Source organism: Acinetobacter sp. TR3 (assembly GCF_027105055.1).
Taxonomy (GTDB): Bacteria; Pseudomonadota; Gammaproteobacteria; order Pseudomonadales; family Moraxellaceae; genus Acinetobacter.
The window spans coordinates 413452-432953 of record NZ_CP114264.1 but is presented as its reverse complement, the minus strand read 5'-3'; the positions used below and the strand labels follow the sequence as shown (position 1 = coordinate 432953).

Below are 19502 nucleotides of genomic sequence, written 5' to 3'. Positions count from 1 at the left end.
ATATTGCTTACATCACGATATTTGCCATTTCATTCTATTGAGTCACTTATAAGGCTGAGCCAATTCATCAACAACTTGCTTGTGCTCTTGTTCTGCTTTTTCTATACCATCCCGAATCGCTTCTTCAGCCTCTTGCTCATCTTCAGCGCTTTGTTCTAGTTCTTCCTGCTGTTGCTCAAAAATACGACCCGTCTGTAAAACGACATATATTGGAAAATGATCAGAACCTATATGAGATAATCGTTTCATTTCCACTAAGCCAAAGTCGGTACTATGAAAGATATGGTCTAAAGACCAACGTAAAAGTCGATAGTCTGCGTGAAAAGTATTCATGAAATAGCGACCTACCCGTGGATCTAGCAAGCCACTGATTCGTTGAAATAATCGCGTGGTGCGTGACCATGCCACATCATTAAGATCTCCCATGACAATACAACTTTCATCTAAATCTTTAATTCGATCACCAACCATTAAAAGTTCAGCATCTCTTAGAGTTGAATCTTTGGCTTCAGTTGGGCTTGGTGGTTTAGGGTGCAAACAATATAACTGTACTTGGATACCTGAACGTAATGTTACCGAGGCGTGTATAGATGGAATTTCATCGCTTAAAATAAATTTAATTTCAGAATCATCTAAACGTAAACGGCTATACAAATGCATGCCATATAAATTATCCAATGGCACTGCAACACGGTAAGGATATTGTTTTTCTATAGGCTGTAATGCATCTTGCCAGTTTTGATCCGACTCTAATGTCAGTACTAGATCTGGTTGTAAATCATCAATATGTTTCAACAATAAATCATATTGATGATTAGGTGTAAGCACATTAGCAACCAACAAAGAAATTTGCTGCTCTGGATTTAATTGCCCTTGTTTCACCTGCTGAACTTGTTTACGCCATATTGGCGTGTAAGGCAAAACCATTTTTAATTGGAATGCGACCGCTGCGATAAGCCCCAAAAGTAGTACTTCTCGCGTTAAAGTCCATTCTGTTTGCATAAATAACAAACCCAATAGGGCGATTATTCCTATTGCCAATATTTGCAAACGAGGAAAATCTGCACCGCGAAACCACCATTCATCACGAGGAATCAAAGACCACAGGCTCAGCCAAATAACCAGTACCGCACAAAATTCGATCCATATCATGTTAATTGTACTCTTAGGGTTATCTTGGATTTTTTAAAGAAGTTATAGCTTTATCAATTTTTTATCTAATACAAACAAGTTATTCCACTCAATAAAATTATCGTTTTATTTACGTAAAGCTTGCAGTTGTGGTCGCTTTTGATACACTCAAACCCCTTTAAAGTTTTTTACATACCGAGGCACAATGACATGAAAGTAGGTCTGGTCGGTTGGCGTGGGATGGTTGGTTCTGTCCTCATGCAACGTATGGTTGAAGAGAATGATTTTGCTCACATTGAGCCATTCTATTTTTCTACCAGTAATGCAGGTGGCGAAGCACCTTCATTTGGTGGTAAGACTGCACCAGCACTTATGGATGCGTCAGATATTAACAGTCTGAAGCAAATGGATGTCATTTTAACCTGTCAAGGTGGTGATTATACATCTGAAATTTTCCCTAAGCTAAAAGCTGAAGGTTGGGATGGTTACTGGATTGATGCAGCATCTACACTACGTATGGCAGATGATGCGATCATCGTACTTGATCCGGTCAATTTAAACGTGATTAAAGATGGTTTAGTCAACGGCACTAAAACTTTCGTTGGCGGTAACTGTACCGTTTCTTTAATGTTGATGGGTTTAGGTTCTCTGTTCCAAAATAATTTAGTGGAATGGGCAACTTCGATGACTTATCAAGCAGCTTCTGGTGCGGGCGCGCAAAACATGCGTGAATTGATCACTGGTATGGGTTATTTATATAACAATACTAAAACGTTATTGGATGATCCAAAATCTGCAATTCTTGATATTGACCGTCAAATTGCCGAGTTGCAACGTGGTGAAGGTTTTCCAAAATCTAACTTTGGTGTGCCATTAGCGGGTTCATTGATCCCATATATCGATAAACAGCTTGAAAGTGGTCAATCAAAAGAGGAATGGAAAGGTCAGGTTGAAACCAACAAGATCTTAGGCAATCAACAGATTGTTCCTATTGATGGTCATTGTGTTCGTATTGGTGCAATGCGTTGTCACTCTCAAGCCATTACTTTGAAGTTGAAAAAAGATGTTGCGCTTGATGAAATCGAAGACATGATTCGTCAATCAAGCCAATGGGCGAAAGTGGTTCCAAATACCCGTGAAGCCTCTATGACTGACCTTACTCCTGTTGCTGTAACTGGTACTTTAACTGTTCCAGTTGGTCGTTTACGTAAGCTCAATATGGGTAAAGAGTATTTAGGCGCATTCACTGTGGGTGACCAATTACTTTGGGGTGCTGCTGAACCTTTACGTCGTATGCTTCGTATTTTGGTTGAATACAAGAACGCTTAAGCAAAAACATTTAAAAAACAAAAGCCGATCACATTTGATCGGCTTTTGTTTTTTATCAAACATGAATATTTTACAATTCATTTACATCACGGTAATGTATACTTTTGAATTGACTAAAACATCACTTTTTCATGGATCGAGATGACTGTTTATAACAAATTAAAAGTTGCCATTTTAGCCATCATTTCTTCGCAACACCTTTATGCGATTACACTCGATCCATTGCAAATCCAATCTGCACCTGGTGAATTACTCTACGCAGAAATGAGTTTTCATCAAGCCGATCCTACCGCAAAATTAGATGTAGGTTTAGCAACACCTGAAGATCTTTTAATGATGGGTGCTGCTCATCAGCCTCCGAGTGGCCTAAATTTTTATACACGCCGTAATTCACAAGGTGAAGGGGTGATTGTGATTACCTCTACACGTCCAATGACAGACAGTGAACTTAATATTATTCTTAAAATACAAGAAAGTGGTGCAGCACATTTAAAGCATATTAAGCAGCCTATAGGACAAAGTTCAAGAGCGATATCCGCTAAAGCAGCTGCAAATGAAAAAACGCTTTCACCTAAATATATTGTCAGTGAAAAAGATATTGCACTCAATTTGCCCGAAAGCACTCGCTTCAGTTCACCAATTGCAACAAATGCAAAAGAGCTTAATTTAAAGCAAGAAAATTTATTAAATGTCTCCTCAGCTTTACCACCAATATTAAATAGCTCACAATCAAAGCAAAGCTCTCCAGTAGCAATATCTGTTGTTACAACGCCGATACCAAGCCAAAATCAGGACACTGCAACTGCAAAAATTAACCCTAGAATCGAAACAAATAATATAAATACGACTGCACCAGTAAAAATTGAATCAAATCCAACGCCTACCATGACTAAACAGCCTATTGTTCAAGTCGCAGCTCAGCCAGTTCAAACTGCGAGCCAACCACCTACACCAATCGAAAAAGAATCAAAACCACTCGACAAAAAACCAGTTGAACCACAAGAAAAAATTAAGAAACAACAACCTACGCAAGATACACAACAAGTTAAAAAGAAAGTACCAGCCACAAATAGCAACTCCATGACTGCATCTAATAACTCAGCTCAACAGCATGTCGTGCAGCGTAACGAATCTTTATGGAGTATTGCGCAACAAATCGCATCACAAACACAACAGCCTGTTGCTAAAGTTATGAATCAGATCAAAGCACAGAATAAGCATGCTTTTATTGGTGGTAATGCAAATCGTTTAAGACAAGGGTCTCGCTTAAATTTCAATCTAAATACAACACTATCCCGTCAAAATACAGCAATAAATCAAATAGCAGCACAGGTAACACATCCTCGATCAGGTCAAGCCAAATATCGCCTACAGCAAGCTGAAATGTCACTAGTCGCTGAAAGTAACCAAGATTCAAGCAATGGAAGTGCGAAAAAAGACACATTACAGCAAAAAACCAGTGCAGATTTATCATTAAAAGTTATGACAGCACGAGAAAAAACCGTTACATTACAAAGAAACGTAACACAGTTAGAATTGGCATTACGTAACAAGGAACAACGTATTCAGCTATTAAATGCTCGGCTTGCAGAGTTACAAGATCAGTTGAAAGTGCAGCAGGAAACTAAAAAGCCAACACGCTAGGTTACGAGAAGATTCTCATAAATTTGCACCAAAGCGGCTCTATCTTTAAGGGGTTTAGATCATGTCAACTATAATAATTGTACTGCTAATCGTTGCATTAGTTGTTGCAATCGTTTTAAAAAAACGCAGTGACAACCAAAATACTGCAACACCTAAAAAAGGTGCTACAGCAAAATCAGCGAAAAAAGCAGCGACAACTAAAACTTCACGTACGACATTAGCACGTGAAGAACAGGAATCTGTTCCAGCCGCCGCAACCGCGATTCCAGAGTCTTTACGCCAGAAAATTGAACAGCAAATTCAAAGTGGCAATTATCAAGGCGCGGAAGCACAAATCAATCAGATTTTAAAACAAGATAACTCCCAACATGAGTTATATTTATTTCTCCTTGATATTCACTTAGCTCAAAAAGATGATTTTGCAATTGATCAATTGATCAAACATATTCATGCTTTGAAACTTGATGATATTGCTGAAGCTGCTGAAGCAAAGCAACGTGAATATGAAAAAAATAAACAACCTGATGCAATTGAGTTCAATTCAGGCTCAAGCCATTTCCAGCAAACCAGTACATCAGATAGTTTAGCAACAGAGCAAAACAACGCAGATTTTGACGCATTAGCGGCATCAAAAACGTCACAATCATTTGATGACTTACAATCTGGATATGTTGCACCAGCAGAAGAAGTTAAACCAGTTGAACCAGTCCCAGAAGTTCAGCCATTAGATTTTAATTTTTCCTTTGAGAAAAAGGAAACAACCGAAGCTACACCAACAATCGAGCAACAAGAGAATAAAGAGCCTGCTCCTTTAGAATTCTCATTCAATTTAGATGCTGCACCTGCAACTCCTCCTGTAGTTGAAGAAGCAAAGCCTGAATTAGATTTCAATTTTTCAAACTTAGAAGTTACAGAACAAAAAACTGAAGCAGCACCAACGTTAGATTTTAGTTTTGAACCGACAGAAAACAAGCAAGTTGAAGTTACGGAATCAGTTGTTGAACTTGAACCTGTTCAAACCACGCCTCAAACTACATCTGTTGCAATCAACGACCCTCTTGTACAATCATTTCCTGATTTACAACAACTTGATGAAGCACAGCTCAATCTAGAACTTGCTGAGCAATATATTGAATTGGGCGCTTATGATTCTGCACGTGAATTATTAAAAAATAGCCCGTCATTTAATGCAGAGCAACAACAACATTCACAAAGTTTACTGAATAAAATAGCTTCCTGAATTTGATCGGTCTAATATAAGCAGTCTCTCAGACTGCTTTTTTTATGATGAAAAAAATCGCTTTAATTTATATGGGTGGGACGTTTGGTTGCGTTGGTGAACCATTGATGCCGATGCCAGAACAGGATTTTCTACCTTTACTAGCTAAGATCATTCCACATCATTTACAGGTCGAATGTTTCGCTGCGCCTAGTATCAAAGACAGTAGTGCCTGCACTGCAACGGATTGGCTAAAGTTGGTACAACAAATCCAGCAATTGCAACTCAATGGTTTTCAACATTTTGTCATTATTCATGGGACAGACACTTTAAGTTACGCTGCAGCAACACTTGCTCGTTTCTTGGGACATTCTTGTCATGCCATCATTACAGGTAGCCAATACCCATTATTGAATGTTGAAGGCAATGATACCCGTGAATTTACAGATGCCACAGGCAACCTATATTTGGCATTAGAGCAAGTCCTCTCTTTGCCAACTGGTGTTTATCTAGCATTCCATGAACAAGTTTTTCACGCACAAACGACCTTAAAAGCACATACCACTGAGTTGGATGCTTTCGTCGGTGTTAAAGCAGATCAAAGTTGTCAAACCACAGCAGATTTTCTTGTTGTTCAAAATGAATATATTCAGCAAGCAACTGAACTCAGCATCTTAAATTTGATGTTGCAGCCGATTGCAAAAGAACAACTCATTCTACAGTTAAAAAATATTCTGCTTAACCCACCAAATTTCTTGATTCTACAAGGATTTGGCACAGGCAATATTGCAGTAAATGAGGAAATTCTGATGCGGTTTGAGCAACTGTATCAAAAAAAATGTCTGCCTATTATCAGCACCCAAGTGACCTTTGGGCAACTAGATCAACGTTATGCCGTCAGTTCATGGATTCAATCTGCCAAAGTTTTAATCAATGATTGCCATAGCCATGCTGATTTATATGCAAAAGTCTTGCAAATCTATTTAAAATATCCGAGCCACGAACAATGGTTCGCTAATTGGCATCAGCATTAATATTTGAGGTTAAAACATGCAACGTTATGCAATCGGTATTGAATTTTGTGGCACGCAATACCGTGGTTGGCAAACTCAGCAGGCTGGTGTTGTAACTGTTCAAGAAACCATCGAGAAAGTGCTGAGCCGTATTGCCAATGAGCCCATTATTTTGCATGGTGCTGGCCGTACGGATGCGGGTGTGCATGCAACCAATATGGTGGCTCACTTCGACACCGAAGCCATTCGCCCAGAACAAGGTTGGATTCGTGGTGCCAATAGTCAACTTCCAAAAGATATTTCAATTCAATGGATTAAACGCATGGATGAGAATTTCCATGCACGGTTCAAAGCGATTGCTCGACGTTATCGCTATGTCGTCTATAACGCACCCACCCGTCCTGCACTATTGTATAAACAAGTCACTCATCTTTATCAAAAATTAGATGTACCGAAGATGATTGTCGCTGCATCCAAATTTGAGGGAACGCATAACTTTGAGACTTTCCGAGCTGCTGCATGTCAATCCAACCAACCCATACGTCATGTAAAACACTGTCGTCTATTTGAACATGGACGCTATTTAGTATTAGATATTCAAGCCGATGGATTTTTACATCATATGGTACGGAATATCATGGGATGCCTGCTTGAGATTGGGCAAGGTATGTACGATATTGATCATATCGATACCATGTTTGCCGCAGAAGACCGTACCGCTGCAGGCATTACCGCCCCACCTGATGGTTTATATTTTATTCAGTCCTATTATCCTGATGAGTTTGATTTACCACAGCTACCTTTAGGTCCCCAATGGTTAAATCTGCCTGAATAAAAAAAGCCTTATCGGGAGATAAGGCTTTTTTCTTAGAAAAATTAGCGCTGTTTACGCTTACGATATTCGACAGGGGTTTCATTCGTCCAACGCTTAAATGCACGATAGAACGTACTTGGTTCAGAAAAACCCGTTAAATACACAATTCTTTCTACACTTTCATTGGTATTCGCCAATAATTTCTTCGCTAGACGACAACGATAATCTGAAAGGATTTGCTGGAAGCTCGTATTCGCCTCGCTAAGCTGTGTTCTTAAGCGGCGTGGCGTGATGCTTAATTGAGCTGCAACTGTTTCTAACGTAGTTTCACCACTTTCTAAAGTTGAACCAATCGCGCGGCGAACTTCACCAACCAAATCATACCGCGCAAGCTCTTGTAGTTTCTCAATCGCTAGTTGTTCATGTAATTGTAATAGTTCTGGTTCAGCTTGCCACAAGGGGTAATCAAGCACTGCCACATCAAAATAAAGACGTGTCGCTTTTTGTCCTAAACTAACAGGACAACCATATACTCGGAAATATTCATCATCATCAGCACCATCACTAAAATTAAAGTCGATGTAAATTGGCTGAAACTGACCTTCAGTAATAAATTTAAAGAAACGTAGGATGCCTGACATAGCACATTCAGAGAAATGGCGATTGACTAAATTATCTGACCAAAACTGTTCACCGTTGGTGAGATAACAACGACCATCTTCAACTACGAGTTTTGCATCAAAAGCATCACTGATCAGACGCTGATAAGCTAAAGCTCGTTTTAGACCCTCACCAAATGTTTCACTACTAATAAATAGATGCTCAATCACCTGACCACGATAGAGTGGTAAATGCTCACCTAAATGCAATCCAATATCAGGATCATTGCTGACTTCCTGTGCAGCAATCCAAAATGCATTTTGCGCACTTAATGGCGTTCTGGCATTGGTATCAATTTGATTTAGCGCTACCCCTGCTTTTGTTAGAATCTCTTCAGTTGGCAATCCTGCTTTACGAATTGCCTGATAACCAAAGCGCAATACAACTGATGCATCTGTTAACTGACCCACTCAGTGCCCTTCCCTGTAGATACGTTCTTGTAACAATAACAACAATTTTAGATTAACGTTGATTGACCAAACTGACAACAATATTCTGCTTCTTTTGTTAAAAAAAATTGTCAATTGTCCGACAGTTTTTATGAATAAAGATCTAAAAGGTTTACATACGCTTCACCTTGTAAAATTCAAATAAATTGACTATAATTTGCCCCTTTCCAATTTGATCATCAGGTAGGCTATGGCCAATAAAGAGGAACTCATTGAGTTCGAAGGCGTTGTCACCGAAACGCTTCCTAATACGATGTTCCGTGTACGTTTAGAAAACGGTCACGAAGTTATTGCTCACATTTCTGGTAAAATGCGCAAACACTATATCCGTATTTTGACGGGCGACAGTGTAAAAGTAGAAATGACACCTTATGACTTAACAAAGGGTCGTATCACTTATCGCGCGCGCTAAGAGATTCGTGAATGCAAAAAAGCCACATTTTGTTTGTGGCTTTTTTTATGCTTGATTCTTATTACTCACTCAAACGTGTTGTTTTACACCCTACCGTTTGACACTCACGCAATCTTTCCTCTAACCAATGATTACGCTCTTGTGTCGTCGTAAGTCTACATTGCACGCTTACGCTATTTTTTTGATCATCAGTACATTCTGCATCTCGATGATGAATCCATGCGAGCTGAGACTTTTTAAGAATCTTTTGTTGTGTCTCATCGAGTTGGTGACGTAATTGCTGGTAATTTTTATTTAAATCAGCATCAGCACTCGCATAAATTTTATTCGTGCAATAAATATCATCATACGTATTGCGTGCCTTATCACAATTATCTGCATGACTGAATGTTGCTAAAGCGCCACACATCAGTCCAAATATAAATTTGTGCATCAAGTTTTCTCAATCGCTTAATATGCTATCTATCTAAGCACATTTGAACTCAATTGAATATTGCCTAAAAATAGACTAGTTTGTATATTTTTATCAATTCACACAAATGAACTCGACACCAACATAATTTAAGGATTGAATAAAAATAGATGAGAGGATAAGGACTGATCAAAATGAAAATTTAAGTATTTGTTATTTATAATCATATTATCTTTATAAGCATGTACCACAGCATACCAAAATCGAACCAGCCTACCTGATTATTTACAACTTTTTATTGGGCAATCTGCAACCATAATCCAACAGCAGTTCGATTTAAAACCTCTAGGTTTTCAGACTATCGCCCAACCAATCAAACAAAGCAATCAGCTGATTTACACTGTCATTCACCCAATTCCTATTGCTCAATCGGCTGAACTTAGTGTTCAAAATATACCAATTCAAAGTGCTGGCAATACAGATAGTACTTATGATCTCAATTTAAAATGTCACATCATTTTTGAGCTAGACCAACAACAAATTGCTCGCTCTATTCGCTATGAAAGCAAGGCTTGTTAGTTCGCTTATATACATTAAGTTATAAAAAAACGCAGCCCAAGCTGCGTTTTTAATTGGCTATAACACTTAGTTAAGTGCTGAAACTACGGCTTCACCCATAGCATCTGTACCAACTTTTGTCATGCCTTCAGACATAATATCTGCTGTACGCAAACCTTGATCTAATACTTGACCTACAGCATCTTCAATTGCTTTTGCTGCAGCTTCTTCACGGAAGGTATAACGTAACATCATCGCAACTGAAAGAATAGTTGCCAATGGATTAGCAACATTTTGACCAGCAATATCTGGTGCAGAACCATGACATGGCTCATACATGCCTTTGCCATTTTCATCTAAAGATGCAGAAGGCAACATGCCGATCGAACCTGTCAACATTGCTGCTTCATCCGATAAGATATCACCAAATAAATTACCTGTGACGATCACATCAAACTGCTTTGGTGCACGCACTAACTGCATCGCAGCATTGTCAACATACATATGTGAGAGTTGAATATTTGAATATTGTGCTTGCTGTAAATCAGTAACCGTTTGCTTCCACAATTCAGTCACTTCCAATACATTGGCTTTATCAACCGAGCATACTTTGCCACCGCGCAAGCCTGCTAGCTCAAATGCAACTTTGGCGATACGCTTGATTTCACTTTCTGAATAAACATCAGTGTTATAACCTTGTTTTTCGCCATTTTCTAATTCGCGAATACCACGTGGTTGGCCAAAATAGATCCCCCCTGTTAATTCACGAACAATGAGGATATCCAAACCAGCAACGATTTCTGGCTTCAAACTTGAAGCATCAGCCAATTGTGGATAAAGAATCGCAGGACGTAAATTTGCGAATAAATTCAATTCGCTACGAATTTTAAGCAAACCACGTTCTGGACGGATTGAACGTTCAATGGTATCCCACTTAGGACCACCAACCGCACCCAACAAGATTGCATCGGCTTTTTTCGCCTGTTCACTAGTGACAGCTGGGTAAGGTTCACCATGTGCATCAATTGCTGCACCACCCAGTAAACCATGTTCCCATGTCAAACCTAAATTAAATTTTTGATTCACCTTAGTTAGTACTTGCTCAGCTGCACCAACAATCTCAGGACCGATACCATCGCCTGCTAAAATTAAAATATGTTTAGACATTTATTCTTCCAGTTTCATATATGCAGCGTTCATACTGCAAGCCGATTAAATCTTTTTCTCAACAAATTCACCCAAACCTGTGCTCACATCATATGGGCGACAGAATCGACGAATCGTATGCTGTTCTTGTTGCAAATCCACACATAAGGGTTCAGGTATAGAAACATTTAATAAACTACCCGAACGATATGCACGGTCTCGGTACATTTTAAAGGTATAGCTTTGATGCGGCTTGAACGCATGAATCACATGGAAGGTTTCAGCTCGGTCTGGTGAAATAGGATAAAAGCGAATGACTACTTCATATTGTTTGGCTGGTACATTTAAGTAGACTTGTTGTTTTCTACTAAAAACTGAACCATGCAATCGTACAATCCCTTGCTCCATCGCCTGTTGGCTAATACGGTGCGATTTGGCATCGATCACGGCAATATCATTGATTCGTTCAAACTCACAATTTTCGACGCCTGAACAATACAAAGTTGCATTTTCTGCTTTATTGCCTACTGTATTTTGGGCAATACGAACCTGATCAACCATATTCGTAGAATTCTGACATGCGGTTAATGTCATACCAACACCTAAACACAGCAAAATACTGCGAGGGAGTCTTCTTTTCATTATTCAAGCCCAGTCCTATATCATGCAAACATGCAAGCGAATATATCTACTTGCATGTTAACAAGAGTTCCATGTCCGCGCTATGGCTATATTTAAAATGTACTAAAACATTAAGCTATATTTATATTGATGAGATATAAATAAAACTTAAGCTTCTATCTCTTGAAACACCCAAGGACGTACTTGTTTTGCCTTGGCCTCAAAAGCGCGAATATCATCTGCCACTTGCAAAGTTAAGCCAATATCATCCAAACCATTTAATAAGCAGTGCTTACGGAATGGATCAATTTCAAATTTAAATGCCTGACCTGTTGGCGTGCGTACTTCCTGTGCCTCTAAATCGATGGTCAATTGATAACCTTCTGTTTCAGCACATTCCTTGAATAACTGATCAACAATCTCTTCAGATAAAATCACAGGCAACATGCCATTTTTAAAGCAGTTATTAAAGAAAATATCTGCAAAACTTGGTGCAATTACTGTACGGAAACCATATTCATTTAATGCCCAAGGCGCATGTTCACGGCTAGAGCCACAACCAAAATTCGTGCGTGCCAATAGAATTGTTGAACCTTGATAGCGCGGTTTATTTAAAACAAAATCTGGATTCTTAGGACGTTTATTAATGTCCTGCCCCAAATAACCTTCATCTAAATAACGCAATTCATCAAATAAGTTATCGCCAAAACCTGTGCGCTTAATTGACTTCAAAAACTGTTTTGGAATGATTAAATCAGTATCAACATTTGCACGATCTAAAGGTGCAACAATACCTTGTTCTACAGTGTATTTTTTCATGATTTTGCTCCTTTAGAATGAACGTACATCAACAAAATGACCTGCAATAGCAGCCGCTGCAGCCATTGCTGGGCTTACCAAATGTGTACGACCACCGTTACCCTGACGACCTTCAAAATTTCGATTCGAAGTAGATGCACAATGTTCACCTGGTTGTAATTTATCAGCGTTCATTGCTAAGCACATTGAACAACCTGGTTCACGCCATTCAAAACCAGCATCTAAGAAAATTTGATCCAAGCCTTCTTGTTCTGCTTGTTGCTTCACCAAACCTGAACCCGGAACGATCATCGCCTGTTTAATACTAGATGCAACTTTACGCCCTTTCACGACATCTGCCGCAGCACGAATATCTTCAATACGAGAATTGGTACATGAACCAATAAAGACACGATCTAATTGAATATCAGACAACGCTTGACCAGCAGTTAAACCCATATATTGATAAGCACGAGTCCAGTCATTACGCTGAACATCATCTTTTGCTTGTTCTAAAGTCGGTACTGCTTGCGAAACAGGGATCACCATTTCTGGAGAAGTTCCCCAAGACACTTGTGGCTCAATCTCAGCGCCATTCAATACGACGACTGCATCAAATACAGCATCTTCGTCTGAGTGTAAGGTATTCCAATATTCTACGGCTTGATCCCACTGCTCACCTTTAGGCGCATAGTTACGATCTTTCACATAAGCGATGGTTTTGTCATCAACAGCAACCATACCTACGCGCGCACCCGCTTCGATTGCCATGTTACATACGGTCATACGCCCTTCGATCGACATATCACGGAACACTTGACCACCAAATTCAATGGCATAGCCTGTACCACCAGCCGTTCCAATTTTGCCGATAATTGCTAAAACAACATCTTTCGACGTCACGCCTTTGCCTAATACACCATCGACACGAACAAGCATGTTTTTCGATTTTTTCTGTACTAAACATTGAGTTGCTAACACATGCTCAACTTCTGACGTGCCAATACCGTGTGCTAAACAACCAAATGCGCCATGTGTAGCTGTGTGTGAGTCACCACAGACCACGGTCATACCCGGCAAAGTTAAACCTTGCTCTGGTCCTACCACGTGGGCGATACCTTGACGAATGTCATTAATACCAAATTCAACGATATTAAAGGTCTTACAGTTATCATCTAAAGTTTGGACTTGGATACGAGAGGTATCATCTTCGATTCCAGCAATGCCTTGCTCACGCTCTTTTTTAGAAGTTGGAACGTTATGGTCAGGTGTTGCGACATTGGCACTTAAACGCCAAGGCTGACGATCAGCAAGTTGTAAGCCTTCAAATGCTTGAGGGCTAGTCACTTCATGTAATAAATGACGATCAATATAAATCAAGCTTGAACCATCATCACGTTGCTTAACTAAATGGTCATCCCATAATTTGTCATATAATGTCTTGCCTGCCATGTCGTCGCTCTCCAACGTGCTTGTCATAGGACTGGGTAACTAAATCTTAAATTTATTATAGCAATGCTTTCACATAAATCTAATTTATCATTTTTATTAGTTATCAAACTTTTTGGAATACCTAATTCATTTATGCATCAATTTTTTTCAATAAAGAGATCAATGCTTATCTATCTAAAAGTTCGATCATCGAGAGTAGAAATTTCTTTTTTACTTTTTAAATGATAATCATTACTATTTAATTAAATAGGATTTGAAATGGTGAGCGATATGGCAAACATTCAGCAATTCGTGATTAACAATCGACGGACTTTAAAAAAAACCTTGAGTTACTACATCATGCATATTAGTGTTGCGATGATAGTTGCCTATATGATTACGGGAAATTTAATCATGGCCGCAACCTTAAGTTTAATTGAACCAACCGTACAAGCTTTTGCCTTTTTCTTCCATGAAAAAGTTTGGAATTATTTCTAATTTTCAACATCAATATCTGAGCACATATTTTAAAGTTATTTGAGTAGGCCTGTATGAATCTTGCTGCATTTGAAGCATTTTTAAAAGTGATGGAAACGGGATCAATTTCGATTGCAGCAGAACAATTATTTATTACTCAACCTGCGGTGACCAAACGAATTCATACGCTTGAAGAATATTTTGGAGTAAAACTGTTTGAATCCGCAGGACGCGGTATTCAACCGACCCATGCTGCACATTCTTTATTACCGAAAGTGAGAACATGGCTCAATGAATTAGGTGAAATTCATCATACGCTGAGTCATGAGCAGAATCAGGTACAGGGTCGTTTAAAAATTGGGACAAGTCATCATATCGGATTGCATCATCTCGCAGACCCACTGAAAGCTTTTGTGCAATCTTTTCCGCAAGTCACTTTAGATGTGCATTTTGTAGACTCAGAACAGGCGCATGAACAAGTTTTAGCAGGTGAACTCGAACTGGCCTTTTTAACACTCCCTCCAATTGGAGATGAACGACTAAGCTACTTGACGATTTGGAATGATCCTTTGGTTTTTGTGGCCTCACCTTTTCATCCTTTAGCACAACAATCACAACTTAAATTAGAAGATTTGATTGCTTATCCTAGCCTTTTACCCGCAGCACACACTTATACCAGTCAAATCACATTAGCAGAGTTTGAAAAAAAGAGCTTAAAACCTAAAATCAGCATGAGCAACAATCCTTTAGAATCAATCAGGATGTTAGTTTCTATTGGTTTAGGTTGGTCGGTATTACCTAAAACGTTGGTGAACCAAGATTTAAAACAACTTGATCTGAATCTCGATATGCAACGTCAACTGGGTATGGTGTGGCATCCTGCACGGATTCAATCTAAAGCAGCGGAAGAATTAATCAATATGATGCAACTTGGCTAGGCTAGCTAAAGCTAAGTTAGTCACCGCCTCCGCCACAACTGCTACAGCTACTGCCACAACTGGATGAAGATGATGATTGATCCTGCATATATTTTGCAAAATTTTTAGTCATTTGCGCCAGTTCAAACGATTGTCCATTTTCCCAACCGAACACCTGATCAACCGCAAAAAGTCGTGGCAATTGCATCGTATTGCTTGGATTATATCCATGTAACATACAGCTATATTTCCAAGCTTCAAATAATTGCTTTGCTTGTTCTTCTGGTCTCGTTGTTCCATCATAAGGGCTATGATTCAACGTTCGACCTATGGTTTGCTCACATAATTGCTGATATTGGATCGGATATTGCAACATCACATGCCATAAAGCATCGACTGCATGTGATGGCATGGCATAGGCTTGTTTTTGCATCACATGTAATGCCAAGTAATCTTTAAATCCAAGTTCAATCAGTCGACGTTGTTTTAAGCTCAGTTCGGGATATTGTTGTTTGAATTTATTCCAAAATATTGGATCAATGTTGAGTTGCTCAATCTTCTCTAATTTACTCCTTCGAGTCTTGGCGATCAAAACATGGTTTAAAACAATAATTGTCCATATTAATGGGAGTAAAACCCAAGCGCTAAAGATCTGCTGTTGCCAGCTATACATGAGCAGTAAGACTAAAATCGGCAGGATCATCCAGCGTGTTTTTATCATCGGTTGCTGGCGTTCTAATTTGAGTAATGCATCAAGCTTGTTGGAAGTCTGTGCTTCCTGATTTATTTTTATTTTCATACTGTCATCTTAAGAACAAAAGATGACAGTTATATGACATTAAAACCTCCCAATAATTATGGGAGGCATCGATGATATAGATTATCCTATTTTTAACAAACGGCGAATTTGTTGCGTCACTTGACTCACATCTAATTGCTGATTTGGAAGTGTCATCGTCAATAGCTGATCTGAACGCAAAGTTCGATCCACTTCTAACATCACATGCATTTGATGTGCTTCTGCAACAAATGACACTTCGACCTCATTAAAACCGCTGAACAGATGTGAAGAAACAAACTCTAATTCTTGGTAGCAACCAATGGTTGATCGAAAATTACGTGCCGTGAGTTGTCCTTTTTCTACATCGACACTCGATAAGACAAAACCACATTGTTGCATTGCTTGTAAAAACACTTGCATGGTTGGTGTGGGTAACACACTTAAATAATCACGATCAGTTGCATCTAGTCCCCAATCAACATCCATATGTGTATTGATCCAAACGCGAGTCCCATTACGGCGACAAGAAACTTCAGTGATAGGCGTTTCATATGGGATTTGCATCGTAAATGGAATATGATGGGATTGATGTGCAGCTAATAAAAAATTTGAACTGATTAACCACTGATCCAAAATCAAAGGTTGATTAAATTCATGATCCCCTGACTCAACTTCGGCGATGGTCATCAATTGTAAATACAAACTATTGATTTCTTTATCAGATGAGCCGCCTTTAAAACTAATTTCCCCTTCTAATGTTCCACCCGCTTGTAAAGTTGGATTATGCAAATGCGTTTCTACAGTTACCCCTTGAATACCTAAACTTGACATCATTTTTTTAAACATGTTTCGACCCTTTTGAATTATTTCGTTAAATCTATAACTGGCTACTTATTTTTAAAGTGCTTCATCCCCAGCGATTTGAAGCTTGCCATCTGCTATTTCGTTCATAAATTGCTGATAATCATTCAAATTACGCTCAGCATATCGCATGGCATACTCTTGCAAAACATCTACAATCTTGTTGCCTTCACCTAGATAGCCCATCAAAACATCGGCATTACCAGATTTTGCATGTGCATGCGCCAATGCTAAGCCACAACTTTCAGCATATTCATAAAAATATTCGTCATCCATATCCGCTAAATCAACTGAGATTTTCATATCACGGAGCTGACGCACATGGAAATGTTTTTCTAAGGTAGAAAAACCGAGGAAAATGTCGCTTGCCGCTTGCATCAACTGCTGACCATGTATGACACGCTCACCTTCATGTTTCACTTTTTCAAGGAATAAAGGACTCAAGATTGAAGGATTAGCTTCTTTCATTTGCAAGATCAAAGGCTCTCGATCTGCATCCTGAAATAAAGCAATCGCCGATCGTGTTCCAACACTCCCCACCCCAACCACTTTGAGTGCAACGTCTGTACGTTGATAACGATCAAGTAAAACTTGTCGATCAAATTTCAATGAATCTCGATAACATGAAAAGAATTGATCAAGATTGTGGGCAAAAGGTTCATTTGTCTGAGGGTGCCATAAAAGTGGTTTGTCATCAATAAAATGCCTAAAACCTGTATCCTCATTTTTTTCAGTTAACTTTGGCAAAACCGAATGTGCATTTCTCTTTTGTGCTGAATCAAGATGCTTCTCTCTTTTCTTTCTGAGCTTTCGGCATTCCGTATTCTCTAGTAATGTCGTGGCATCGACCTTGTCATACCAAACTTGTAGCGGTGATAATTCAGTATTTTGCAGTAGATGTTGGCGATAACTATTCAGCATGGTTTTAATGGCTTTTAAACCCACTTTATCAGCAAGATCAATATCACGTGCTGCAATCACAAAACTGGTCGCTAAACGTTTTAAATCCCACTCAAATGGCGCAACTAAAGTTTCGTCAAAATCATTAATTCCAAATAACAGATTACGTTCAGGGCTAGCAAAACCGCCAAAATTACTTAAATGACAATCCCCACAGATCTGTTGAAATAATCCTGAGTTATGCTGTTCCCAAGCTTGATCAAACAACATTAAAGAAGGCATACCACGATAGAACGTAAAGGGTGAAACACTCATACGCTTGGCACGAATCGGCTTAAGCTGCTCTAAACGCCCTTGATTGCTCCAATCATAAATCATTAAAGCCGTTGTATCTTTTGGTCGTTCTGACAATTGTGATAATTGCTCACGCGGAATTTTTTTGCGTTGTGTTTTGCCTAATTTAAAACCTTCACTTTTGGTGAGTAGCTTACCTTGATAGCTGTGTCTGGTAAGATCAATGCTCTCTTCTGTCCATAGTTGTTTTGGCAGTTTAAGTTGTTGTTTTTTCATAACACCCCCGACATAAATTCAGTAGTGTTATAACAATAAATTGAATGGATCAGATAAATAATTTTTATTTTTCACTCAATTCATAATTTTTATCATGCGCCTTTTGTTTTTGCACATACTTTTTTGCTGCATAATAAATCAGCATTGCAAAAGGTAAAATCAAAAATAATGCGCCAAAACCAAATACAACATAAGCAAAATAGACATTGGTGATGAGAAAAAAAGCGCCGAATAGGATAAGTTGTCCCACCAATTCACCAAAAAATGCTGTGCAAACCTGCCTACATGTTGGCTGTTTGCTAGGTTCGTTCTTCTGTGGATGATCATTCATTTTTATTTTTTCACAAATTTCCTAACAACATAATAAAGCAGCATCACAAAAGGTAAAACCAAAAATAATGCGCCAAATCCAAACGTTATGCAGGCAAAAATAATGCCACCTATTGCCCCCCCAAATAAAAGGATAATCAAGTAGAATAACAATTCACTAATCAAAGCATCAAAACCTTGGCTAAGGAACTGTTCACCCCAATCTGAGCGGCGATATCGTCTACGCTCTGAATTCTTATTATTCACGATATTTCCGATTCACATAATACCTATTCTTCTAACATCATAAGTACTATGTGAGCAAAGTAAAGATTATACGGATACGATCGACCAGTCTTGAATATCCCAACTCTGTTCTTGCGCTAATTTTTCTAAACGATCGTCTGGATTCACCGCAATCGCATGGGTTGCATACTCAAGCAAGAAACGATCATTAATCGAATCTGAATACGCCCAAGACTCATCAACTGCTCTTCCCTGTAACCATTGATCTAAACGAGCAAGCTTACCTTTCTGATAACAAGGTAAACCTGTCACCTTACCCGTATACTTCCCATCAAGAACTTCGGCATTGGTGGCAATAATTTCTGTAATCCCAAATTCACGAAAAATCGGTGCAGTAATAAAATCACTGGTTGCAGTAATCCCAACAATCGCATGACCTAAATCTTGATGCTTCTTGATTGCATCAAATCCTTTTGGGCGCATTTGGGGACGAATCACTTTTTGCATAAACAACTGATGTAGTTCAGTTAAATAAGTATTGTCATGCTTGGTCAAAAATTCAAAGACAAATTCGTTATAGGCAATCGGGTCAAGCTGCCCTGCCTTATAGTCCTCGTAGAATTTATCATTCATTTGACGATGATGAACTGGATCAACCAAACCTTCATTCACTAAAAACTCACCCCATGAGTGGTCAGAATCGGTATTTAACAGGGTGTGATCTAAATCAAACAAAGCCAATTTCATATAAATGCTCATTTAAATGCAAATTAAAGAAAAAAAACGTAAATCTATTTCCGTAAG

Annotated in this window: 21 protein-coding genes and 1 pseudogene; 9 read left to right on the top strand and 13 right to left on the bottom strand. The window is 38.8% G+C overall.

What is annotated here, in order from left to right; translation table 11 throughout:
• Nucleotides 1–42: 42 nt before the first annotated feature.
• Complete coding sequence (locus O1449_RS02075) at nt 43–1152, bottom strand: endonuclease/exonuclease/phosphatase family protein (RefSeq protein ID WP_269228902.1); 1110 nt, start codon at nt 1150–1152, stop codon at nt 43–45.
• 189 nt (nt 1153–1341) lie between these two features.
• Between O1449_RS02075 and asd the strand changes: the two genes are divergently transcribed.
• The 5 genes from asd to truA all read left to right on the top strand — a co-directional run bounded on the left by asd (nt 1342) and on the right by truA (nt 7171).
• On the top strand, nt 1342–2460 hold the full coding sequence (asd, locus tag O1449_RS02070) for an aspartate-semialdehyde dehydrogenase (protein WP_004659097.1): 1119 nt from the start codon (nt 1342–1344) through the stop codon (nt 2458–2460).
• Between the two features lie 141 nt (nt 2461–2601).
• On the top strand, nt 2602–4104 hold the full coding sequence (locus O1449_RS02065) for a FimV/HubP-related protein (protein ID WP_269228903.1): 1503 nt from the start codon (nt 2602–2604) through the stop codon (nt 4102–4104).
• Nucleotides 4105–4165: 61 nt separating this feature from the next.
• Nucleotides 4166–5344 carry a FimV domain-containing protein gene (locus O1449_RS02060; protein WP_269228904.1) on the top strand — a complete coding sequence of 393 codons (1179 nt, stop codon included), beginning with the start codon at nt 4166–4168 and terminating at the stop codon, nt 5342–5344.
• A 44-nt stretch (nt 5345–5388) separates the two neighbouring features.
• The gene (locus O1449_RS02055; protein ID WP_269239030.1) at nt 5389–6357 is read left to right on the top strand and encodes an asparaginase domain-containing protein; all 969 of its coding nucleotides are present in this window, start codon (nt 5389–5391) and stop codon (nt 6355–6357) included.
• A gap of 16 nt (nt 6358–6373) precedes the next feature.
• Nucleotides 6374–7171, top strand: a complete 798-nt coding sequence (truA, locus tag O1449_RS02050) for a tRNA pseudouridine(38-40) synthase TruA (RefSeq protein WP_269239029.1) — start codon at nt 6374–6376, stop codon at nt 7169–7171.
• Between the two features lie 41 nt (nt 7172–7212).
• Here truA and O1449_RS02045 read toward each other — a convergent pair whose 3' ends face one another.
• Nucleotides 7213–8220 carry an AraC family transcriptional regulator gene (locus O1449_RS02045; RefSeq protein WP_004659105.1) on the bottom strand — a complete coding sequence of 336 codons (1008 nt, stop codon included), beginning with the start codon at nt 8218–8220 and terminating at the stop codon, nt 7213–7215.
• A gap of 229 nt (nt 8221–8449) precedes the next feature.
• Between O1449_RS02045 and infA the strand changes: the two genes are divergently transcribed.
• A complete protein-coding gene (gene infA, locus O1449_RS02040; protein ID WP_001284370.1) occupies nt 8450–8671 on the top strand; it encodes a translation initiation factor IF-1 in 222 nt (73 codons plus the stop codon).
• Nucleotides 8672–8732: 61 nt separating this feature from the next.
• Here infA and O1449_RS02035 read toward each other — a convergent pair whose 3' ends face one another.
• Nucleotides 8733–9104 carry a lysozyme inhibitor LprI family protein gene (locus tag O1449_RS02035; RefSeq protein ID WP_269228907.1) on the bottom strand — a complete coding sequence of 124 codons (372 nt, stop codon included), beginning with the start codon at nt 9102–9104 and terminating at the stop codon, nt 8733–8735.
• A 189-nt stretch (nt 9105–9293) separates the two neighbouring features.
• Here O1449_RS02035 and O1449_RS16310 point away from each other — a divergent pair.
• Nucleotides 9294–9662, top strand: a pseudogene (locus tag O1449_RS16310) (hypothetical protein).
• Nucleotides 9663–9728: 66 nt separating this feature from the next.
• Here O1449_RS16310 and leuB read toward each other — a convergent pair.
• From leuB to leuC, 4 genes are all read right to left on the bottom strand, one after another.
• Nucleotides 9729–10808 carry a 3-isopropylmalate dehydrogenase gene (leuB, locus tag O1449_RS02030; protein ID WP_269239028.1) on the bottom strand — a complete coding sequence of 360 codons (1080 nt, stop codon included), beginning with the start codon at nt 10806–10808 and terminating at the stop codon, nt 9729–9731.
• A gap of 45 nt (nt 10809–10853) precedes the next feature.
• Nucleotides 10854–11429 carry a hypothetical protein gene (locus tag O1449_RS02025; RefSeq protein ID WP_087542947.1) on the bottom strand — a complete coding sequence of 192 codons (576 nt, stop codon included), beginning with the start codon at nt 11427–11429 and terminating at the stop codon, nt 10854–10856.
• A gap of 147 nt (nt 11430–11576) precedes the next feature.
• A complete protein-coding gene (gene leuD / locus O1449_RS02020; RefSeq protein ID WP_269239027.1) occupies nt 11577–12227 on the bottom strand; it encodes a 3-isopropylmalate dehydratase small subunit in 651 nt (216 codons plus the stop codon).
• A gap of 12 nt (nt 12228–12239) precedes the next feature.
• Nucleotides 12240–13658 carry a 3-isopropylmalate dehydratase large subunit gene (gene leuC / locus O1449_RS02015; RefSeq protein ID WP_004659116.1) on the bottom strand — a complete coding sequence of 473 codons (1419 nt, stop codon included), beginning with the start codon at nt 13656–13658 and terminating at the stop codon, nt 12240–12242.
• Nucleotides 13659–13928: 270 nt separating this feature from the next.
• On the opposite strand from leuC, the gene O1449_RS02010 reads away from it, so the two are divergent.
• Nucleotides 13929–14135 (top strand): DUF2061 domain-containing protein, encoded by a 207-nt coding sequence (locus O1449_RS02010; RefSeq protein WP_087536325.1) that lies wholly within the window; start codon nt 13929–13931, stop codon nt 14133–14135.
• 53 nt (nt 14136–14188) lie between these two features.
• Nucleotides 14189–15052: a LysR family transcriptional regulator gene (locus O1449_RS02005; protein WP_269239025.1), complete on the top strand. Its 864-nt coding sequence runs from the start codon at nt 14189–14191 to the stop codon at nt 15050–15052.
• 16 nt (nt 15053–15068) lie between these two features.
• Here the strand turns inward: O1449_RS02005 and O1449_RS02000 are convergent, their stop codons facing one another.
• The 6 genes from O1449_RS02000 to O1449_RS01975 all read right to left on the bottom strand — a co-directional run bounded on the left by O1449_RS02000 (nt 15069) and on the right by O1449_RS01975 (nt 19445).
• Complete coding sequence (locus O1449_RS02000) at nt 15069–15830, bottom strand: hypothetical protein (RefSeq protein ID WP_269239024.1); 762 nt, start codon at nt 15828–15830, stop codon at nt 15069–15071.
• Between the two features lie 81 nt (nt 15831–15911).
• Complete coding sequence (locus O1449_RS01995; protein ID WP_269239023.1) at nt 15912–16658, bottom strand: sporulation protein; 747 nt, start codon at nt 16656–16658, stop codon at nt 15912–15914.
• Between the two features lie 51 nt (nt 16659–16709).
• Nucleotides 16710–18143, bottom strand: a complete 1434-nt coding sequence (locus O1449_RS01990; RefSeq protein ID WP_269239022.1) for a DUF2252 domain-containing protein — start codon at nt 18141–18143, stop codon at nt 16710–16712.
• A gap of 64 nt (nt 18144–18207) precedes the next feature.
• Nucleotides 18208–18474, bottom strand: coding sequence for a hypothetical protein (locus O1449_RS01985; RefSeq protein WP_269228916.1), 267 nt, complete (start codon nt 18472–18474; stop codon nt 18208–18210).
• Between the two features lie 2 nt (nt 18475–18476).
• Nucleotides 18477–18719, bottom strand: coding sequence for a hypothetical protein (locus O1449_RS01980; protein ID WP_004916632.1), 243 nt, complete (start codon nt 18717–18719; stop codon nt 18477–18479).
• A 66-nt stretch (nt 18720–18785) separates the two neighbouring features.
• Nucleotides 18786–19445 carry an HAD family hydrolase gene (locus tag O1449_RS01975; protein WP_269228917.1) on the bottom strand — a complete coding sequence of 220 codons (660 nt, stop codon included), beginning with the start codon at nt 19443–19445 and terminating at the stop codon, nt 18786–18788.
• Nucleotides 19446–19502: the final 57 nt, after the last annotated feature.

What these genes read in the sequence shown, in the direction of transcription:
- asd (WP_004659097.1), top strand. Translation starts at nt 1,342, where the DNA reads ATGAAAGTAGGTCTGGTCGGTTGGCGTGGGATGGTTGGTTCTGTCCTC.
- O1449_RS02000 (WP_269239024.1), bottom strand. Translation starts at nt 15,830, where the DNA reads ATGAAAATAAAAATAAATCAGGAAGCACAGACTTCCAACAAGCTTGAT.
- O1449_RS02060 (WP_269228904.1), top strand. Translation starts at nt 4,166, where the DNA reads ATGTCAACTATAATAATTGTACTGCTAATCGTTGCATTAGTTGTTGCA.
- O1449_RS02055 (WP_269239030.1), top strand. Translation starts at nt 5,389, where the DNA reads ATGATGAAAAAAATCGCTTTAATTTATATGGGTGGGACGTTTGGTTGC.
- O1449_RS01995 (WP_269239023.1), bottom strand. Translation starts at nt 16,658, where the DNA reads ATGTTTAAAAAAATGATGTCAAGTTTAGGTATTCAAGGGGTAACTGTA.
- leuD (WP_269239027.1), bottom strand. Translation starts at nt 12,227, where the DNA reads ATGAAAAAATACACTGTAGAACAAGGTATTGTTGCACCTTTAGATCGT.
- O1449_RS02035 (WP_269228907.1), bottom strand. Translation starts at nt 9,104, where the DNA reads ATGCACAAATTTATATTTGGACTGATGTGTGGCGCTTTAGCAACATTC.
- infA (WP_001284370.1), top strand. Translation starts at nt 8,450, where the DNA reads ATGGCCAATAAAGAGGAACTCATTGAGTTCGAAGGCGTTGTCACCGAA.
- O1449_RS02065 (WP_269228903.1), top strand. Translation starts at nt 2,602, where the DNA reads ATGACTGTTTATAACAAATTAAAAGTTGCCATTTTAGCCATCATTTCT.
- O1449_RS01990 (WP_269239022.1), bottom strand. Translation starts at nt 18,143, where the DNA reads ATGAAAAAACAACAACTTAAACTGCCAAAACAACTATGGACAGAAGAG.
- O1449_RS02010 (WP_087536325.1), top strand. Translation starts at nt 13,929, where the DNA reads ATGGCAAACATTCAGCAATTCGTGATTAACAATCGACGGACTTTAAAA.
- O1449_RS02005 (WP_269239025.1), top strand. Translation starts at nt 14,189, where the DNA reads ATGAATCTTGCTGCATTTGAAGCATTTTTAAAAGTGATGGAAACGGGA.
- O1449_RS01975 (WP_269228917.1), bottom strand. Translation starts at nt 19,445, where the DNA reads ATGAAATTGGCTTTGTTTGATTTAGATCACACCCTGTTAAATACCGAT.
- leuB (WP_269239028.1), bottom strand. Translation starts at nt 10,808, where the DNA reads ATGTCTAAACATATTTTAATTTTAGCAGGCGATGGTATCGGTCCTGAG.
- O1449_RS02025 (WP_087542947.1), bottom strand. Translation starts at nt 11,429, where the DNA reads ATGAAAAGAAGACTCCCTCGCAGTATTTTGCTGTGTTTAGGTGTTGGT.
- O1449_RS01985 (WP_269228916.1), bottom strand. Translation starts at nt 18,474, where the DNA reads ATGAATGATCATCCACAGAAGAACGAACCTAGCAAACAGCCAACATGT.
- leuC (WP_004659116.1), bottom strand. Translation starts at nt 13,658, where the DNA reads ATGGCAGGCAAGACATTATATGACAAATTATGGGATGACCATTTAGTT.
- truA (WP_269239029.1), top strand. Translation starts at nt 6,374, where the DNA reads ATGCAACGTTATGCAATCGGTATTGAATTTTGTGGCACGCAATACCGT.
- O1449_RS02075 (WP_269228902.1), bottom strand. Translation starts at nt 1,152, where the DNA reads ATGATATGGATCGAATTTTGTGCGGTACTGGTTATTTGGCTGAGCCTG.